The organism is Streptosporangium sp. NPDC002544, from assembly GCF_040295965.1.
Lineage (GTDB): Bacteria > Actinomycetota > Actinomycetes > Streptosporangiales > Streptosporangiaceae > Streptosporangium.
Map to the genome: position 1 here is coordinate 518,553 of NZ_JBEOWJ010000001.1, position 15,429 is coordinate 533,981.

Sequence of the window (15,429 nt, forward strand, 5' to 3'; positions counted from 1 at the left end):
GGGCGATGTGCGGCCTACTGCCGGGCCTGGCTACGGGCCGGGATCCGGTCACGGCGGCGATCCCGACCGGCGTCCGCGGCCGGTGACGACCTGGTCCGTGACCCGCTCCTGGGCGCCCAGGCGGCGGGACACCACACCGAGCAGCCACCCCCCGGAGAAGTAACCGAACCTCCGGGAGTCGACGCTGGCGGCCGGGTTGTCACCCAGCAGCACCAGGCAGCCCGCCGGGACCCGTGCGCCGGGGGCGGCCCGTGCGGCAGCCGCCACCTCCCCGGGCACCGGGTCGCCGGGCACGGCGGCCGCGCGCTTGATGATCCACTGCCCGGGGGGCACCGGATCCGCCATCACCACGACCTGCCCCGGGCGGACCGCGGCCAGGGACGCCCGGCGGATCAGGAGCCGCTCGCCCTCCCGGTAGGTGGGTTCCATGCTCACCCCGTGTACCGTCACCACGAGGAAGCGTCGCCGGGTCCAGAGCAGGCCCGCCAGGACCGCCGCGGCGAGGACGCCCAGGAGCGGCCCGGTCACGGCTCCGCCCCGATGACGGCGACCTCGTCCCGGTAGCCGTCCGCCTGGAGACGGAACAGCCGTGCGTACGGGCCGTCCGCCCGGTACAGCTCGTGGTGGTCGCCCCGCTCGGCGATCCGCCCGTCCTCCAGCACCACGATCAGGTCCGCGTCGCGAACCGCGCCGAGCCGGTGGGAGATGAGCAGGCTCGTCCGGCCCGCCCGCAGCAGCCGCAGCCGGCGGTGGATCTCGTGTTCGGCCTGGGCGTCCAGCCCTGCACTCGGCTCGTCGAGGATCATCATGTCGCAGTCGTCCCGGAGCAGCGCCCGGGCCAGTGCCAGGCGCTGCCACTGCCCGCCGGACAGGACCACCCCGGTGACCGGGTCGTCCCTGTCCGCCTCCATGAAGAAGGTGCGGCTCAGCATGGTGTCGTACCCGTGCGGCAGCCGCCGCACGATGTCGTCGACACCCGCCCGCTCCGCGGCGGCCACGATCCGCTCCCGATCCTCGATCGCGGTCAGGTCGCCGAGCCCGATGTTCTCCGCGGCGGTGAAGTCGTAGGACATGTAGTCCTGGAAGACCACTCCCAGCCGTTTCCTGAGATCGACGGCGGGTACGTCCCGCAGATCGATCCCGCCCCAGTGAATCGAGCCGGATGTCGGCTCGTAGAAACGGCATAGGAGTTTCACCAGCGTGCTCTTCCCCGCCCCGTTCAGGCCGACCAGGGCCACGGTCGACCCGTGGGGAATGGTCAGGTCCACCCCGCGCAGGATCCACGGATGGTCCTCGCTGTAACGGAACCAGACATCACGCAGTTCGATGTCACCGGCCGGGGGGAGCCGTCGGGGCCGGGCCGGCGGCGGTAGGTCGGGCTCCAGCCGCTCGACGGCCAGGTAGTGGCCGAACATCAGCAGCTCCTGGTGGGTGTAGGCCGCCTGCTCGGCCAGGGAGGTCAGCGACGCCTGCACGGAGGCCACCGCCACCACGAACATGGAGATGTCCCCCGCGGTGCCCGAGCCGTTCAGCGCCGTACCGATCGCCATGACCAGCCCGGCCCCCGCCGTGCCCGCGCTCACCAGGCTCAGCGCCGCCTGCGTGATCAGCTCGCGGCGGTCCAGTCGCCGGTGCTGCCCGTTCGCGCGCACCCGCTCGGCCCGCATCCGCCCGCGGAGGAAGTCGCCGAGCCCGAAGAGCCGGATCTCCTTGGCCGCCTGCACGTCGCCGAGCAGCCGGCCGTAGAAGATCTCCCTGCGTTCGACGGGGCTGATGTTCCACATCAGCCGGGCACGGCGGCGGCTGAGGGAGATCTCCGCGATCAGCGTGGGCACGGCGGCGCCCAGCACGGCCACGGTGATGATCGGGCTGATCACCGCGAGCGAGGCGACGAAGCCAAGCACCGTGATCACGCTCTGGGCGATGCCGAGCGTGCCCTCGACGATCTGGCCCGGCGTGTGCCGGGCGGCCTGCTCCGCCAGGCGCAACCGGTCCAGGAAGGCGGGATCCTCGAACCGCGACAGCCCGGTGAAGCCGTTCACCGTCGTGTACAGCCGGTCCTGGGTGCGGAGCGCGATCGAGCGGCCCAGCTCCGCCCGGAGGTAACGGCGCGCGTGCGGTATCGCGAGCGTCAGCGCCCCGACGGCGACCAGGATGATCGCCGCGGTCATGACGCGGTCGTTCTCGCCGGTCAGCCCGTCCAGCACGACCTTGGTCAACCAGGCGGTCGCGACCGGCGCGGCCGCGGTGACCACGGTGAGCGCCGTGTACCCCAGCAGCAGCCGGGGCGCTGCCTGCCACCCCAGGCGCAGCGCCGCGCCGAGCTCCCCCAGCCGCGACCGCCGGTCCTCCCCCCGTGCCGTCATGCCGTGACCGGGTTCGGCAGCGCCGAGAGGTCGAATCCCGCCGCGGTGATGACGCTCTCGCCGTCCAGGACGCAGAACGTGGGAAAGGCGCTCACCCCGAAGGCGGCGGCCACCGGCCCCCCGTGCGCCTCCACGACCACCCGGGAGACCCGGGCCAGCGCGACCTGCATGTCCTCGGAGTCGTCGGTGCCGGCGATCACCGCGAGTACCCGGCCCCGGCCACCGGGCAGCGCCGCGGCGTACGCCGTGAACTTCGGCAGGTTCTCCGTGCACGGCCCGCAGCCGGGTGAGAAGAAACCGACGAGGGTGCCCGGTTCGAGCGCGTGGCGGGACACCGCCTCGCCGTCGGTGCTCAGCGCGTCGAAGTGCCCGACCGCCGATCCGGCCTCGGGCAGGCGCGCGTCGCCCGCCCCGGACAGCCCGGCCAGCGTGCGGGCGTGTTCCTTCAGTCTCCGGACCACCGCGAGCAGCAGCATGAGGTTCAGCCCGCAGAGCACGCCCAGCATGACGACGGCGGCGGTCAGATAGGGCATCGTGTTCGTTCCTCTCCACTGGTGGCCCGCCGGCCGGCGGGAGTACCGGCCGGCGGGAGCGAAATCCGGGTTAGGGCCGGTAGACGCAGCTGCCGCAGACGGTCACGCCGTCGTCGGGGTAGTAGCAGCAGTACCTGGAGTGCCGGGCGCCACATTGCTGGTAGTAGCAGGACGCGGCGTCCGCGTGCCCGGCGGGGACCAGCCGGCTCAGCAGCCGGTCGGCCAGGGCGCTGATCGATCGCACCATAGCTCTTCCTTTCTGTGCGTTCCGGAAACGCAGATCCGATCTTTGGTGGTCACTGGAATCATTGGCCTACGCCGTAGAAATGCCGTAGAAATGGCGTAGAGATTCTGTTCAGGCCGCGGCTGAGTGGAGATCGGTTGACATCGACGAGGTTCCGCTGCCTAGGGCCTCTGGAGGTGTGGGACGGCGACCGCTGGGTGTCACCCGGCGGGAGCAAGGTCCGCGGCGTGCTGGCCGCGCTGCTCGTACGGGCCGGGCAGAACGTGTCGGTGGACCACCTGGTCCACGAGCTGTGGGGGGAGGAGCCTCCCGCCTCGTGCCGGACGCTGGTGCGCGGCTACGTCATGTCGCTGCGGCGGCTGCTGGACGACCGCGGGGCAGAGGTCATCCAGTCCCGCCACGGCGGTTACCGGCTGAACGTCGAGCGCGACGCCGTCGACGCGACCTGTTTCGAGGATCTCTGCGACGAGGGGATCCGGCTGCGCGCGCGGGGTGACCCGGATGGGGCCTCCCCGCTGGTGCGCCGGGCGCTCTCGCTCTGGCGCGGGCCGGTGCTGGCGGACGTGCCGGTGACGCCCTCGGTGGCCGCCTACGCCGGCGGGCTCGACGAGCGCAGGCTGGCGGCGCTCGTCTGGCGGATGGAGGGCGATCTCGAACGGGGACGGCCGGAGGAGCTCGTACAGGAGCTCATGAGCCTGGTGGCGGAGCACCCGTACCGGGAGGACCTCGCCGTCCTGCTCATCCGGGCCCTGCACCTGGCGGGAAGGCGCCCGGAGGCGCTCAAGTTCTTCGCCGACCACCGGCGGCTGCTGCGGGAGGACCTCGGCGTCGACCCCGGACCCGAGCTGTGCGGGGTGCACCAGCAGGTCCTGCTCGACGAGCGCCGCCCGGTGTGGCAGGGGCGGATCCCGGCGCAGACCCCGCCCTGCCTGCCCGACTTCACCGGCCGGGAGAAGGAGATCGAGCACTGGACGGCGGTGCTGGCCGCGGACGACAGCGGGGCGCTCCGCACGATCGCGATCTCCGGCCGCGCGGGGGTGGGGAAGACCACGCTGGCCGTCCAGCTGGCGCACCGGCTCAGGAAGAACTACCCCGACGGCCAGTTGTACGCCGACTTCACCGGCCAGACCACGCCCGGCGCGGTGCTGGGGCAGTTCCTGCGTGCCCTCGGGGTGCCCGGCCCCGCCGTCCCCGAACCGCTCACCGAGCGGATCCAGCTCTACCGCAGCCTGCTCGCGGACCGGCGGGTCCTGGTGCTCGCCGACAACGCCGAGGCAGAGGCCCAGGTCAGAGCGGTCCAGCCGGGGGCGGGCGGCTGCGCGGTGCTGGTGACCAGCCGCAAGCGGCTGCTCGGCCTGGAGTCCGCCCACTTCGCGGATCTCGACGTACTGGAGCCCGGTGCGGCCCTCGATCTGTTCGCCAGGATCGTGACGGCCGGACGGGCCCGGGAGGAGCCCGGCGCCGCGCTGGAGATCGTCGGGCTGTGCGGTCAGCTGCCGCTGGCCGTGCGGATCGCCGGGGCGCGCGCGGCGACGCGACCGGGATGGCGGCTGTCCGCCGTCGCGGAGGAACTCCGTGACGAGACGTCGCGGCTCGACCGGCTGCGGGCCGGCGACCTCGATGTGCGGGCCGCCATCGGCACCTCCTACGCGGGCCTGGACCGGCCGCAGCGCCGGTTGTTCCGGCTGCTCGGGCTGCTCGACGTCCCTGATTTCCCGGCCTGGACCGCCGCCGCGCTGACCGGTGCGCCGGAGCGGGTCGCGGATGACTGGTTGCTCTCCCTGGTGGACGCGCGCCTCGTCGACGAGGTCGGCCCCGACCTCGGGGGGCGGCCGCGGTTCCGGCTGCACGACCTGATCCGGATCTTCGCCCGGCACCGCGCGGAGCGGGAGGACGACGCGGACACCCGGGGGGCGGCCCTGTCCCGGGTGTTCGGTGGGTGGCTGCTGCTCGCCGAGAGGGCCGACGAGCTGCTTCCCGCGCGTACCGTGGCGGCGTTGCGCTCCGCCGTGCCCCGCTGGCGTCCTGCCGCGGCCGAGAGCGTGGTGAGCGACCCGTTCGCCTGGTTCGAGGTGGAACGGCAGGCGCTCGCCGCCCTGGTGCGGCAGTCGGCCGCGATGGGGGAGACGGGGTACGCGTGGGGACTGGCCGCCGCCGCCCAGACCTTCTACGAGCTGCGCGACGCCTCCGAGGGGATCCGCACGCATCGGCTGGCGCTGGCCGCCTGCCGGGTGGCCGGCGACCGCCGGGGCGAGGCGGTCATCTTGCGCAACCTGGCCGATCTGCACTCCGGTAAGTCCGGAGCGGTGCTCGACGACAAGATCGAGTGGGCTGACGCGTCCCTCCGGATCTTCCGCGAGCTCGGTGAGCCGCGCGGTGCGGCGGACGCGCTGTACCTCTGCGGCGACACGTACCGGTTGCGGGGGGACTACGAGCGGGCCCTGTCCCGGCTCCAGGAGAGCGTCGAGATCGCCCGGAGCTGCGGCTACCCGCTCGGCGAGCTCCACGTGCTGCAGCAGTTCAGCAGCATCGACAGCGAGCGGGGGCGCTACGACGAGGCGCTCGGCCATGCCCGGCAGGCCATGGTGATCGTCGAGGAACTGGCCAGCCCGCGCGACGAGTGCGTGGTGCGCGCCCTGCTCGGCATGATCTGCAAGCGGCTCGGCCGGTTCGACGAGGGCGCCGAACAGCTCCGCCGAGCCGTGGAGAGGGCCCGCTCCTCCGCCGACCCCCTGATGGAGGCGCAGATGCTCGCCCATCTCGGGCAGCTCTACGCCGACCGCGGCCACCCCGACGCCCGCCGGACGCTGGAGCGGGGGCTGGCCGCCAGCTCCGCCTGCCACTACGAGCACGGCCAGGCGGTCGCGCTGCACGGGCTCGGCCTGCTGGAGAGCGAGGAGGGACGGCACGGGCAGAGCGTCGCCCGCCTGCTCGCCGCCGCGGCCCTGTGGGAGCGGCTGCAGAACGCCTACGGCAGGGCGCGCACCCTCGGGGCGCTCGGCGAGGTCTACGCGCGCAGCGGCGACCTCGCGGCCGCCCGCCGCACCCTGGCGGAGGCCCGCCGGGAGTACCGGCAGCTGGACAACGAGGCCGAGGTCGCCCGCCTGGACGCGCTGTCGCGGTCGCTCGGGGATCCGGCGGACGGCCGGTGAGTCCATCGGGTCACAGGGGCGGCCCCGGCACACCGCGCCGCTACCCCTTGATGGCGCCGATGATGACCCCCTTGGTGAAGTGGCGCTGGACGAACGGGTAGACGAAGAGCACCGGCAGCAGGGCGATGACGACGATGGCCATCTGGATGGCCAGGCTCGGCGGCAGGCTCTGGCCGGGGAGGGTGCCGACGCCGCTCTGGCCGACGATCAGGGACTGGCCCTGGAGGACGTACTGCCGGAGCACCACCTGCAGTGGCCACTTGGCGTTGTCGTTGAGGTAGAGGACGGCGTTGAAGAACGAGTTCCAGTAGCCGACCGCGTAGAACAGGCCGATGACCGCCGTGACGCCCTTGGACATGGGCAGCACGATGGTGCGCAGGATGCGGAACTCATTCGCGCCGTCGATGCGGGCACTGTCGGTCACCTCATCCGGGATGTTCATGAAGAACGCCCGCATCACCACCAGGTTGAACGCGGTGACCGCGCCGGGCAGGATCAGCGACCAGTAGGTGTCGATCAGCCCCAGCGAGCTGACCAGCAGGTAGTTGGGGATCAGCCCGGGGCCGAACAGGAAGGTCAGCAGGATCAGGAAGAGCATCGGCCGGTGCAGCAGCGAGCCGGGCCGGGACAGTCCGTAGGCGGCCAGCACGGTGACGGTCAGGCTGATCGCGGTGCCGACCAGGGTCACGCCGAGGCTGACCAGGACCGACCGGGTCACCACGCCGCCTGCGAACAGCTCCTGGTACGCGGCGAAGGAGAGCCCGCTCGGCACGGTGACCAGGCCGCCGGCCTCGGTCACCGCCTCCTGGGTGGACAGGCTGGTCAGCACGACCATGTAGATCGGGAACAGCACGCCCACCACGATGAGCGTCAGCAGGAGCCCCTTGAGGAGCGCGCCGACGCGGCTGGGCCGCTCGGCCCAGGGGGGAAGAGTCGTCATGATCGTTTGTAGATTCCCTGCTCGCCGAATCGGTGGGCGACCTTGTTGGCCACCAGGATCAGCACCAGTCCCACCAGGCCCTTCACCAGACCGGCCGCGGCGCCGTAGCTCCACTCGCCGGTGAGCAGCGTGCGCCAGTACACGAAGGTGTCCAGCACCTCGGCGGCGTCCCTGCCGACCGCGTCGCGCTGCAGGAAGAACTGCTCGAAGCCGACGTTCAGCGCCTCGCCGAGGCGCAGGATCAGCAGCAGCACGATGACCGGGCGCAGGCCGGGCAGGGTGATGTGCCAGAGCCGCCGCCAGCGGCTCGCGCCGTCGACGGCGGCGGCCTCGTAGAGGTTCTGGTTGATGGCCGCCAGCGCGGCCAGGAAGATGATCGTTCCCCAGCCGGCGTCCTTCCAGACCGTCTCCGCGGTGACCAGCACGATGAACGTGTCCGGATTCGTCATGAGATCGATGCCGCTGTAGCCGTGGTCCCTGAGCGTCTGCGAGAGCAGGCCGGCGCCGCCGAACATCTGCTGGAACAGCGTGACCACCAGCACCCACGAGAAGAAGTGCGGCATGTAGACGATGCCCTGGATGAACAGGCGCAGCCGGGGCCGTACCACGCTGTCCAGCAGCACGGCCAGCAGGATCGGCACCGGGAAGTAGAAGACCAGCTGGAACGCGGTGATCGTCAGGGTGTTGAGCGTCGCGTCCCAGAAGCTCTCGTCGAACATCAGCCACTGGAAGTTGGCGAACCCCACCCACGGGCTGTCCGCGATGCCCACGTACGGCGAGTAGTCCTGGAACGCGATCACGTTGCCGAGCAGCGGGACATAGTGGAACACGATGAGCAGCCCGATCGCCGGCAGCGCCATCAGCAGCAGCTGCCAGTCACGTTTCAGTCGTGATCCGAAGGGTTGCGGGCGCGCCCGCCTTGTCCTCGAGCCCCTTTTACGGACATCCTTGGAGGTGCCGGTGCCGGCGGGTGAGGTCAGGTCACCCGCCGGCCCGGTCTTCGCGTGGTCGCTAAGCACGGCCGTTGTCCCGCAGGACCTTCAGGTAGAAGTCGCGGGCCTCGTCCCCGCCGTCCCGCCGCCACTCGTTGGCGATCTGCTTGGCGTCGCTCACCGGGCGACGGCCGCGCATGATGTCGGTGAACTTGTCCTCGGTGGGCACCTGCAGCCCGGAGTACTTCGACGGCCGCTGGATCCTGATCCCGTCGAAGGGACCCTTCTCGATGTAGGGGAAGGACGCGTTCTGCCAATCCACGTTGAGCTTGACCGCGTCGGGGTAGGGCCAGTCCACATAGAGCGGGCGCCCGCCGAGGAAGCCGTAGGTGTAGGCGACCTCCTTGCGGCCGAGGTCGTTCGCCTCCGGGATGCCGTTCGCGCCCCGGGTGAAGTGCTTGCCCTCCACGCCGAAGTTGGCGAGCTCGTACTCCTTGGTCCCGTACGGCGCCGCGCACCAGTTGAGGATGGCGAGGATCTCCTCCACCTGCTCCTTGGGCAGCCCCTTCTTGACGAAGGTGAAGATGCCCGCCGCGGTGTTGTGGTACATGATCGGCGTGCCGCCGTCGTGGGCGAAGAGCGGGAAGGCACCCAGGCTGAAGTCGGGGTTCTTGCCCCGGTGCTGCTGGAGCAGCTCCTTCCAGCCGCCCAGGCCGTCGCGGTAGACGAGGATCTGCCCGGCCCCGATCAGGTCCTTCTCGTTGGCGCCCTTGCTGCTGACCACGTTCGGGTGGACCAGCTCCTCCTTGAAGACCTTCCGCATGAACTCCAGCATCAGCTCGAACTCGGGGGTCTCGTACTTGTGGACGAGCTTGCCGCTCTCGTACCGCCAGTCCTGCGGGATCCGGAAGGTCGGCCACATCACCTCGTGGATGCTGCCGAACGCCCAGCGCTTGGCCTTGGGGTCGGTGATCTCCTTGCCGAGCTGGAACAGCTCGTCGGCGGTCTTGGGGTTGGCGTTCCAGCCGTTCTTGTCGAACAGGTCCTTGCGGTAGAGCAGCGCGAAGGGGTACGGCTCGGTCGGGAACGGCACCGCCATGAGCTTGTCGTTCCAGACCGACCACTGCCAGGCGGCGGTCGGCAGGTTGGCCAGCAGCGGGTAGGGCGCGACCTTGTCGCCCTGCAGGTAGGGGGTGAGGTCCTCGAACGCCTTGTCGACGGCGGTGTTGAAGTCCGCCATCTTGTCGATCTCCCAGCTCGGGATGACCATGATCTCCGGGATGTCCCCCGCGGCGAGCCTGGCGATCGCCTTGTCGCCGTAGACGTTACCGTCGGTGATCTGGAACTCCACGGTGGCGCCGATGTCGGCGTTGACCGCCTGGAAGTAGGAGTTGCTCGCCAGACCGGGCGGCGGCGGGCCCCAGAGCGGGGTCATGGCCTTGTAGGTGCCGCCCTTGCCGGCCTTCTGGGTGAGCGCCGCGGTGGGGGCGGCCGGGTAGGAGGTGAAGCCGCCGCTGACGTCGGGAACTCCGGGCAGCGTGGAGACCGTGCCGGGAAGGTCGGGCTTGACGCCGGGGAAGGCGGTGTAGGTGGGGGTGAGGGACGTCAGCTTGTCCGCCGCGGCGGCCGTGGCGCCGCCGCTGCCCGGCCGGGGGCCGCTGGGCGCGGAACACGCGGCCAGCAGGCCGCCGCCGGCGACCGCGGCCGCGCTGAGCCCCACCAGGCCGAGGAAGCCTCGGCGGCTGGTCATCGCGCCCTGGGGAAGATCTTTCACGGGGCGCTCCCTTCATTGGTTCGAGACGGATCGGGGGGTGTCGTGGAGCATGGCTCCGGGGTAGAATTAGTTCGTCTTTCGACCAAACAAATTAGTCGAGGGTGACCGTCGCCACAAGGGACCGCCGATCGCGGGCCGCCGGGGGGGCGGTCACAGATTGGTGAACGATGGGGCATGATGGGGCCAGCCTGGCCGAGCGGGAGCGGGACTCACCTTGATCACATCTACGACTGACCCGCGTCCGGCCGATTTCGCCGACGTGCGGGCCACCAACCTCGCCGTCGTGCTGAGGTTCGTGCGCGAGCACGCGCCGTGCTCGCGGGCCGACATCGCGGCGTCCACCGGGTTGAACAAGGCGACCGTGTCGAGCCTGGTCGCCGATCTGATCGACCGTCGCCTGGTCAGGGAGACCGGCCTGACGGAGAACCGGGTCGGCCGCCCCGCCACGATGCTGGTACTCGACGGCTCGCCGTACGCGGCGATCGGCATCGAGGTCAACGTCGACTACGTCACCGCGGTCGCGGTGGACCTGTCGGGGGAGAAACTGCTGTCCTGGCGGAGGTCCTTCCCCGGCGCCGCCGGCACGGCGGGGCAGGCGATGGCCACCGTCGCCGGGATCGTCCGCCGGGTGGTGAACCGGATGACCAAGCAGGAGCGCCAGGTCCTGGGGCTGACCGTGGGCGTGCCCGGACTGATCGGCACCGACGGCACCGTGCGCATCGCGCCCAACCTCGGCTGGCGCGACGCCGACCTCTGCGGCGACCTCACCAAGGCCCTGCGTGACCCGGGCTTCCCGGTCCAGGTCGACAACGACGCCAACCTGGCGGCCCTGGCCGAGCACCGCTTCGGCCCGCATGCCGGAACGGCCAACCTGGTCTACCTCACCGGCGAGATCGGGGTCGGGGCCGGGATCATCCTCGACGGCCGGCTGCGCAGGGGAGGCCAGGGGTACGGCGGTGAGATCGGCCACATCCAGCTCGACCCGCTCGGCGCCGAGTGCCGGTGCGGGCGTCTGGGCTGCCTGGAGGCCGTCGCCGGGATCGGCGCCGTGCTGGAGCACGCCACGATCTCGCCCGCCGAGGTCGAGCTCGAACTCGACGAGGTGGTGCGGCTGGCCCGCGGGGGTGACCCGCGCACGCTCGGGGTCCTCGACACCGTGGGCCGCAACCTCGGCAAGGGCGTGGCGGTGCTGGCCAACCTGCTCAACCCCGAGGTGGTCATCCTGGGCGGTTACTACGTGCCGCTCGCGCCGTGGCTGCTGCCCGCGGTGGAGACCGAGACGCGGGGGCGCGTGATCGCGCCGGACGCCGGGGGCTGCCGGGTCGTCGCCTCCACGCTCGGTTACGGCGCGGGGGCGCTGGGTGGTGCCGCGCGAGTGCTCGACTCGGTGGATTCGGGCCGTTTGCCGCGGATCTCTTGACCTGGGCCGCACGGGAGTGCACCCTTCAGGGAAGCTCCGCTCGAAACACGCGCGTAACGCACGGGTGACGACCGGAGTTTTCCCGGACCGATTATCGAAGCGCTTCGACAGAGGCGTTTTTCCAGGACAGAAAATCGAAGCGCTTCGACGCTCTCAAAGGGATGGTCCCCGATGAACGAACCGTTCCGTGACCCGGAACTTCCCCTCGCGCAGCGGATCGCGGACCTGCGGGGCAGGCTCACGCTGGAGGAGAAGGTCGGGCTGCTGCACCAGTATCAGCGGCCGGTGGAGCGGCTCGGGCTCGGCCCCTTCCGTACCGGCACCGAGGCGCTGCACGGCCTGGCCTGGCTCGGCCCCGCGACGGTGTTCCCCCAGGCGATCGGGCTGGCCAGCACCTGGGACCCCGACCTGGTACGGCGGGTCGGCGAGGCCACCAGCGACGAGGTGCTGGCCTTCCACCACAAGGATCCGGCGGGGGCCGGGCTCAACGTCTGGGCGCCGGTGGTCAACCCGCTGCGCGACCCCCGCTGGGGCCGCAACGAGGAGGGCTACTCCGAGGACCCGTGGCTGACCGGTGTGATGGCGACGGCGTACGCCTCCGGCCTTCGTGGGAGCGATCCCACGGTGCTGAAGACCGCTCCCACCCTCAAGCACTTCCTCGGGTACAACAACGAGACCGACCGCTGCGTCACCTCCAGCGACCTGCCACCCCGGGTGCTGCGCGAGTACGAGCTCCCGGCCTACCGGTCCGCGCTGACCAGCGGCGCCGCGGTCGCCGTGATGCCCTCCTACAACCTGGTCAACGGCCGCCCGGCCCACCTCAGCCCGCTGATCGGCGAGGTGCTGCGGGCCTGGGCGCCCGACGATCTCCTCGTGGTCAGCGACGCCTACGCGCCCGCCAACCTCACCGGCCTGCAGGCCTACCACGACGATCTCCCCGAGGCCTACGCGCACGCGATCAAGGCAGGGCTCGACAGCTTCACCCAGGACGACGACCGCACCGGGGCCACCCTCGGTCACATCCACGCCGCGCTGGAGCGCGGCCTGCTCGCCGAGGCCGACGTCGACCTCGCGGTCCGGCACGCGCTCTCCATCCGCTTCCGGCTGGGCGAGTTCGACCCCACCACCCCGTACGACGACATCACCGAGGCGGTGGTCAACTGCCCCGAGCACCAGGAACTGGCCCGCGAGGCCGCCCGGCGCTCGATCGTGCTGCTGCGCAACGACGGAGTCCTGCCGCTGACCTCGGTACGCAGGATCGCGGTCATCGGCCAGCTCGGTGACACCCTCATGGAGGACTGGTACTCCGGGACGCTCCCCTACGCGGTCACCGCCCGCGCCGGGCTCGCCGAGCGGTGCGAGACCGTCTTCTGCGAGGCGGTGGACCGGATCACGCTCTCGGTGGACGGCGGCCACATCGTCGCCGACCTCGACGGCGGGCCGCTCGGCATCGGTGCCGAACCCGGCCTGTTCGACCTGTTCGACTGGGGCGGCGGCTGCTACGCGCTGCGGGCTGTGGCGACCGGGCGCCACCTGTCGGTCGGCGACGACGGCGTGCTGGTCAACGACCAGCCGGGGCCCAACGGCTGGGAGGTGCGCCAGACCTTCCGCACCGAGGAGCGCCCGCGCGGCACGCTGGCGCTCCGGCACATCTCCACGGGCCGCTACGTCGCGCTGGACGGCGAGGTCCTCCGCCTGGTCGACGACGCCGACGCCGCCGCCTGGCTCACCGTGGAGCGGGTGGTCAGCGGCGCCGAGGCCGCCGCAGCGCTCGCCGCGACCGCGGACGTGGCCGTGGTGGTCGTCGGGGACCATCCGCTGGTCAACGGCAGGGAGACCGAGGACCGCCTGGACCTGGCGCTGCCCGCCGGGCAGCAGGCGGTGGTCGAGGCGGTACGCGCGGTCAACCCGAGGACCGTCATGGTGATCAGCAGCGGCTACCCGGTGACCTGGGACGGCGACGACCCGCCCGCGGTGCTGTGGTCCTCGCACGGCGGGCAGGAGTACGGGCACGCGCTGGCCGAGGTGCTGTTCGGCGACGCCGACCCCGAGGGGCGGCTCACCCAGACCTGGTACGGCTCCGCGTGCGAGCTTCCCGACCTGCTCGACTACGACATCATCGCCGCCGACGCGACCTACCAGTACTTCCGGGGCACCCCGCTCTACCCCTTCGGCCACGGCCTCAGCTACACCACCTTCGACTACACCGACCTGGCCGTCTCGGTGCGGGACGGCCGGCTCACCGCCTCGGCCACCGTCACCAACACCGGTGGCCGGGCCGGAGTGGAGGTCGTCCAGATCTACACCCGTCAGCGGAGCTCCCGGGTCAAGCAGGCGCTGCGCCGCCTGCGAGGCTTCGTCAAGGTGCGGCTCGCCCCCGGCGAGAGCACCCGGGTCGACTGGGACCTCGACGTTCGGGAACTGGCCTTCTGGGACGTCACCAGGGGCCGGTTCGTCGTCGAGGACGCGTCCCACAAGATCATGATCGGTGGCTCCGCGCGCGACATCCGGCTCTGTGCCTCCTTCCACGTCGACGGCGAGCGCATCCCGCCGCGCGACGCCTTCGCGGGCCCGATCGCCGCGGTGGACCACGACGAGTACGACTCGGTGGCGTTCGTGGACGCGGCCAGGGTCTCCGGCGACGCCGTGCGCTCCACCGCCGAGGGGGCGTGGATCGTGTTCCGCTCGGTCGATCTGGGAAAGGGGGCCGCCTCCTGCTCGGTCAGCGCCACCAGTGCCGAGGGCGGCGTGATCACCCTGCGCCTGGACGACCCCCTCTACGGCCCCGTGGTCGGCGACCTCCCCGTCCCCCGCGCCGGCCGCCACGACCTCACCGAGGTGCGCGCCGGGCTTGCGGAGCAGGGGGGAGTCCACGATCTTTATGTGGTGTTCGAGAACATGGGGATCACCGTGGCCGCCCTGAGCTTCGACGAGACCGCATGAGCGAGCGGGCGGTGACCATCAGCGAGGTCGCCAGGCACGCGGGGGTGGCGGTCAGCACCGTGTCGTACGTGCTCAGCGGGAAGCGCGCGATCTCGGCCGACACCCGGCGCAGGGTGCTCGACAGCGTGCGGGTCCTGGGATACCACCCCAACGCCGGGGCGAGGGCGCTGGCCAGCAAGCGGGCCAACGTCATCGCGCTGGTGCTGCCCCTGCGGGTGGGGATGCACGTCCCGGTGCTGATGCAGTTCGCCACCTCGGTGGTCACCGCCGCGCGGCAGTACGACCACGACGTGCTGCTGCTGACCGCCGACGAGGGGTCGGACGGGCTGCGCAGGGCGGCGGCGAGCGCGCTGGTCGACGGGCTGGTCCTGATGGACGTGGAGCTGCACGACAGCCGGGTGCCGCTGCTCAGGGAGCTCGCCGAGCCCAGCGTGCTGATCGGTTTCCCCGCCGACTCGGCCGGGCTGACCTGCGTCGACCTCGACTTCGCGAGGGCGGGCGCGCTCTGCGTGGAGCACCTGGCCGAGCGCGGGCACACCGAGGTCGCGCTGCTCGGTGCCCCCTCGGTCGTCTACGACCGGGGCACCGGTTTCGCCCGCCGCACCCGAGAGGGCTTCGCCGCGGCCGTGGCCGACACCGGCCTGAAGGGGGTGGCCCTGTCGTGCGAGGAGAACTTCGACCAGGTGTCCGCCGTGATCGCCGAGCTGCTGGACACCAGGCCGGGCCTGTCCGGGCTGGTCGTGCACAACGAGGCCGCGGTCAACCACGTGCTGGGAGCGCTGCGCCAGCACGGCAGGCGGGTGCCCGACGACGTCGCCGTGGTGGCGATCTGCCCCGACGACATCGCGGAACGCTCCAGTCCGCCGCTGACCTCGGTGCTGATCCCGGCCGAGGAGGTGGGCCGCCAGGCGGTCCGGCTGCTCATGGAGAAGCTTGAGGGCCATGTCGTCCCCGAGGACACCCTGCTCCAGCCGCGGCTCACCGTGCGCGACAGCACCTGAGAGCCTCCGTACGGCGGGATGGCGTCACCCGGAGCCCGGCGCGGGGAGTCCGGCGGCGGGCTCCGGGGTAACGACGCGTAGAAGGACGAAGGGCGCGCTCCCCCAAAGGGGAAGCGCGCCCGGC

The 15,429-nt window shown here is 71.6% G+C and carries 11 protein-coding genes; 4 read left to right on the forward strand and 7 right to left on the reverse strand.

Annotation, left to right across the window (positions count from 1 at the left end):
• Positions 1–48: 48 nt before the first annotated feature.
• From ABT061_RS02415 to ABT061_RS02430, 4 genes are all read right to left on the reverse strand, one after another.
• Entirely contained in the window at positions 49–528 is a 480-nt protein-coding gene (locus ABT061_RS02415; protein WP_350911791.1) for a S26 family signal peptidase, read from the reverse strand.
• Positions 525–2,366, reverse strand: a complete 1,842-nt coding sequence (locus tag ABT061_RS02420) for an ABC transporter ATP-binding protein (RefSeq protein WP_350911793.1) — start codon at positions 2,364–2,366, stop codon at positions 525–527. The genes ABT061_RS02415 and ABT061_RS02420 overlap by 4 nt, the downstream gene beginning before the upstream one ends.
• Entirely contained in the window at positions 2,363–2,899 is a 537-nt protein-coding gene (locus ABT061_RS02425) for a TlpA disulfide reductase family protein (protein ID WP_350911795.1), read from the reverse strand. The genes ABT061_RS02420 and ABT061_RS02425 overlap by 4 nt, the downstream gene beginning before the upstream one ends.
• A 70-nt stretch (positions 2,900–2,969) precedes the next feature.
• Positions 2,970–3,146: a hypothetical protein gene (locus ABT061_RS02430; RefSeq protein ID WP_350911797.1), complete on the reverse strand. Its 177-nt coding sequence runs from the start codon at positions 3,144–3,146 to the stop codon at positions 2,970–2,972.
• A 134-nt stretch (positions 3,147–3,280) separates the two neighbouring features.
• Here ABT061_RS02430 and ABT061_RS02435 point away from each other — a divergent pair, with 134 nt between their 5' ends.
• Positions 3,281–6,295 carry an AfsR/SARP family transcriptional regulator gene (locus ABT061_RS02435; protein WP_350911799.1) on the forward strand — a complete coding sequence of 1,005 codons (3,015 nt, stop codon included), beginning with the start codon at positions 3,281–3,283 and terminating at the stop codon, positions 6,293–6,295.
• Positions 6,296–6,335: 40 nt separating this feature from the next.
• On the opposite strand, the gene ABT061_RS02440 is transcribed toward ABT061_RS02435, so the two are convergent.
• From ABT061_RS02440 to ABT061_RS02450, 3 genes are read right to left on the reverse strand one after another with little or no spacing between them, the layout of a single operon-like run.
• Positions 6,336–7,235: a carbohydrate ABC transporter permease gene (locus ABT061_RS02440; protein WP_350911801.1), complete on the reverse strand. Its 900-nt coding sequence runs from the start codon at positions 7,233–7,235 to the stop codon at positions 6,336–6,338.
• Positions 7,232–8,254: an ABC transporter permease gene (locus ABT061_RS02445; RefSeq protein ID WP_350911803.1), complete on the reverse strand. Its 1,023-nt coding sequence runs from the start codon at positions 8,252–8,254 to the stop codon at positions 7,232–7,234. Before ABT061_RS02445 ends, ABT061_RS02440 begins: the two co-directional genes overlap by 4 nt.
• Complete coding sequence (locus ABT061_RS02450) at positions 8,247–9,941, reverse strand: extracellular solute-binding protein (RefSeq protein ID WP_350911805.1); 1,695 nt, start codon at positions 9,939–9,941, stop codon at positions 8,247–8,249. Before ABT061_RS02450 ends, ABT061_RS02445 begins: the two co-directional genes overlap by 8 nt.
• Before the next feature lie 214 nt (positions 9,942–10,155).
• Between ABT061_RS02450 and ABT061_RS02455 the strand changes: the two genes are divergently transcribed.
• The 3 genes from ABT061_RS02455 to ABT061_RS02465 all read left to right on the forward strand — a co-directional run bounded on the left by ABT061_RS02455 (position 10,156) and on the right by ABT061_RS02465 (position 15,305).
• Positions 10,156–11,361: an ROK family protein gene (locus ABT061_RS02455; protein WP_350911807.1), complete on the forward strand. Its 1,206-nt coding sequence runs from the start codon at positions 10,156–10,158 to the stop codon at positions 11,359–11,361.
• 171 nt (positions 11,362–11,532) lie between these two features.
• Positions 11,533–14,304: a glycoside hydrolase family 3 C-terminal domain-containing protein gene (locus ABT061_RS02460; protein ID WP_350911809.1), complete on the forward strand. Its 2,772-nt coding sequence runs from the start codon at positions 11,533–11,535 to the stop codon at positions 14,302–14,304.
• A complete protein-coding gene (locus ABT061_RS02465; RefSeq protein WP_350911811.1) occupies positions 14,301–15,305 on the forward strand; it encodes a LacI family DNA-binding transcriptional regulator in 1,005 nt (334 codons plus the stop codon). The genes ABT061_RS02460 and ABT061_RS02465 overlap by 4 nt, the downstream gene beginning before the upstream one ends.
• Positions 15,306–15,429: the final 124 nt, after the last annotated feature.

Bases quoted from the DNA above. Each gene is read 5' to 3' on its own strand.
- ABT061_RS02420 (WP_350911793.1), bottom strand. From the start codon at position 2,366: ATGACGGCACGGGGGGAGGACCGGCGGTCGCGGCTGGGGGAGCTCGGC.
- ABT061_RS02465 (WP_350911811.1), top strand. From the start codon at position 14,301: ATGAGCGAGCGGGCGGTGACCATCAGCGAGGTCGCCAGGCACGCGGGG.
- ABT061_RS02430 (WP_350911797.1), bottom strand. From the start codon at position 3,146: ATGGTGCGATCGATCAGCGCCCTGGCCGACCGGCTGCTGAGCCGGCTG.
- ABT061_RS02425 (WP_350911795.1), bottom strand. From the start codon at position 2,899: ATGCCCTATCTGACCGCCGCCGTCGTCATGCTGGGCGTGCTCTGCGGG.
- ABT061_RS02440 (WP_350911801.1), bottom strand. From the start codon at position 7,235: ATGACGACTCTTCCCCCCTGGGCCGAGCGGCCCAGCCGCGTCGGCGCG.
- ABT061_RS02460 (WP_350911809.1), top strand. From the start codon at position 11,533: ATGAACGAACCGTTCCGTGACCCGGAACTTCCCCTCGCGCAGCGGATC.